Annotated in this window: 2 rRNA genes; both read left to right on the top strand. The window is 50.9% G+C overall.

Annotated features, from left to right (window positions below):
* The first annotated feature begins 210 nt into the window (after positions 1 to 210).
* Positions 211 to 3,089: ribosomal RNA gene (locus CDV46_RS18605) — 23S ribosomal RNA — on the top strand.
* A gap of 141 nt (positions 3,090 to 3,230) precedes the next feature.
* Positions 3,231 to 3,343: ribosomal RNA gene (gene rrf, locus CDV46_RS18600) — 5S ribosomal RNA — on the top strand.
* Positions 3,344 to 3,392: the final 49 nt, after the last annotated feature.

Below are 3,392 nucleotides of genomic sequence, written 5' to 3'. Positions count from 1 at the left end.
GTGAATGTTTTTGAATGACAGCAATGTCATGCAGTTATTTGTTCTTTAACAATTTAGAAGAAGTAGTAGTACAACGGAAGCGCATTAGAGATGGTGCGTGGAAATTGTACGGGTTGTGATTGTATCAACTAGTATTTAAGTGATCGAAAGATGACTTGGAATACGGCACAACGCTAAAACTCAACCTGTAACGAGACATTCTCGTTATAGGGTCAAGCGAATAAGTGCATGTGGTGGATGCCTTGGCGATTACAGGCGATGAAGGACGCGATAGCCTGCGAAAAGTTGTGGGGAGCTGGCAAATAAGCTTTGATCCACAAATGTCCGAATGGGGAAACCCGGCCCGAATGGGTCATCCTAGACTGAATACATAGGTCTAGTGAAGCGAACGCGGCGAACTGAAACATCTAAGTAGCTGCAGGAAAAGAAATCAACCGAGATTCCCAAAGTAGTGGCGAGCGAAATGGGACCAGCCTTCAAGATTTAGCACCGGTGTTATCAAAACGGAATGGAAAGTCCGGCCATAGTGGGTGATAGCCCCGTATGAGAAAACCCTGGTGTGGAACTAAGCTTGAGAAAAGTAGGGCGGGACACGTGAAATCCTGTCTGAAGATGGGGGGACCATCCTCCAAGGCTAAATACTCGTAATCGACCGATAGTGAACCAGTACCGTGAGGGAAAGGCGAAAAGAACCCCGGGAGGGGAGTGAAATAGATCCTGAAACCGCATGCATACAAACAGTCGGAGCCTCGTAAGGGGTGACGGCGTACCTTTTGTATAATGGGTCAGCGACTTACATTCAGTGGCAAGCTTAACCGAATAGGGAAGGCGTAGCGAAAGCGAGTCCGAATAGGGCGTTCAGTCGCTGGGTGTAGACCCGAAACCAAGTGATCTATCCATGGCCAGGATGAAGGTGCGGTAACACGTACTGGAGGTCCGAACCCACTAATGTTGAAAAATTAGGGGATGAGCTGTGGATAGGGGTGAAAGGCTAAACAAACTTGGAAATAGCTGGTTCTCTCCGAAAACTATTTAGGTAGTGCCTCGTGTATCACCTTCGGGGGTAGAGCACTGTCATGGTTGAAGGGTCCATTGCGGATTACTTCGCCATAGCAAACTCCGAATACCGAAGAGTGCAATCACGGGAGACAGACATCGGGTGCTAACGTCCGGTGTCAAGAGGGAAACAACCCAGACCGCCAGCTAAGGTCCCTAAATATTGCTAAGTGGGAAACGAAGTGGGAAGGCTAAAACAGTCAGGAGGTTGGCTTAGAAGCAGCCACCCTTTAAAGAAAGCGTAATAGCTCACTGATCGAGTCGTCCTGCGCGGAAGATGTAACGGGGCTAAGCAATATACCGAAGCTGCGGATGCGAGCTTGCTCGCATGGTAGGAGAGCGTTCTGTAAGCCTGTGAAGGTGTCTTGTGAAGGATGCTGGAGGTATCAGAAGTGCGAATGCTGACATGAGTAGCGATAAAGGGGGTGAAAGGCCCCCTCGCCGTAAGCCCAAGGTTTCCTACGCAACGTTCATCGGCGTAGGGTGAGTCGGCCCCTAAGGCGAGGCAGAGATGCGTAGCTGATGGGAAGCAGGTTAATATTCCTGCACCGTCGTATGATGCGATGGGGGGACGGATCGCGGAAGGTTGTCCGGGTGTTGGAAGTCCCGGTCCCTGTATTGGAGAAGGCGCTTAGGCAAATCCGGGCGCGGAATTCAAGGATACGGGGCGAGTGAACTTGTTCACGAAGCAATTGGAAGTGGTTCCAAGAAAAGCCTCTAAGCTTCAGTCATACGAGACCGTACCGCAAACCGACACAGGTGGGCGAGATGAGTATTCTAAGGCGCTTGAGAGAACTCGGGAGAAGGAACTCGGCAAATTGGTACCGTAACTTCGGGATAAGGTACGCCCTTGTAGCTTGACTGGCCTGCGCCAGGAGGGTGAAAGGGTTGCAATAAACTGGTGGCTGCGACTGTTTAATAAAAACACAGCACTCTGCAAACACGAAAGTGGACGTATAGGGTGTGACGCCTGCCCGGTGCCGGAAGATTAAATGATGGGGTGCAAGCTCTTGATTGAAGTCCCGGTAAACGGCGGCCGTAACTATAACGGTCCTAAGGTAGCGAAATTCCTTGTCGGGTAAGTTCCGACCTGCACGAATGGCGTAACGATGGCCACACTGTCTCCTCCCGAGACTCAGCGAAGTTGAAGTGTTTGTGATGATGCAATCTACCCGCGGCTAGACGGAAAGACCCCATGAACCTTTACTGTAGCTTTGCATTGGACTTTGAACCGGTCTGTGTAGGATAGGTGGGAGGCTTTGAAGCAGGAACGCTAGTTTCTGTGGAGCCATCCTTGAAATACCACCCTGGTTTGTTTGAGGTTCTAACCTAGGTCCGTAATCCGGATCGGGGACAGTGCATGGTAGGCAGTTTGACTGGGGCGGTCTCCTCCCAAAGTGTAACGGAGGAGTACGAAGGTACGCTAGGTACGGTCGGAAATCGTGCTGATAGTGCAATGGCAAAAGCGTGCTTAACTGCGAGACTGACAAGTCGAGCAGGTGCGAAAGCAGGTCATAGTGATCCGGTGGTTCTGTATGGAAGGGCCATCGCTCAACGGATAAAAGGTACTCTGGGGATAACAGGCTGATACCGCCCAAGAGTTCATATCGACGGCGGTGTTTGGCACCTCGATGTCGGCTCATCTCATCCTGGGGCTGTAGCCGGTCCCAAGGGTATGGCTGTTCGCCATTTAAAGAGGTACGTGAGCTGGGTTTAAAACGTCGTGAGACAGTTTGGTCCCTATCTGCCGTGGGCGTTGGAAGTTTGAAGGGGGCTGCTCCTAGTACGAGAGGACCGGAGTGGACGAACCTCTGGTGTACCGGTTGTCACGCCAGTGGCATCGCCGGGTAGCTATGTTCGGAAGAGATAACCGCTGAAAGCATCTAAGCGGGAAACTCGCCTTAAGATGAGACTTCCCTAGGAACTCGATTCCTTTGAAGGGTCGTTCAAGACCAGGACGTTGATAGGTCAGGTGTGGAAGCGCAGTAATGCGTTAAGCTAACTGATACTAATTGCCCGTAAGGCTTGATCCTATAACCAGTGTGTTTTGTGCTGGTGTGAGTTTGCGTGTGCCCATAACGAGGCTGATACGCTCACAACCCAACTACATGTAGTACTACGCTTCTTCTGAATTGGTTTTGTTGCACTCAGTGCAGCAGAACATACAAGTTATGCCTGATGACCATAGCGAGTTGGAACCACCCCTTCCCATCCCGAACAGGACCGTGAAACGACTCCACGCCGATGATAGTGCGGATACCCGTGTGAAAGTAGGTAATCGTCAGGCTCCCCTAAAGACCCCTTGCTACAACGCGTAGCAAGGGGTTTTTGCTTTG

This window comes from Pandoraea sp. PE-S2T-3, assembly GCF_002179965.1.
Lineage (GTDB): Bacteria > Pseudomonadota > Gammaproteobacteria > Burkholderiales > Burkholderiaceae > Pandoraea.
The sequence above is the reverse complement of the archived record's forward strand: the minus strand, read 5'-3'. Positions and strand labels throughout refer to the sequence as shown.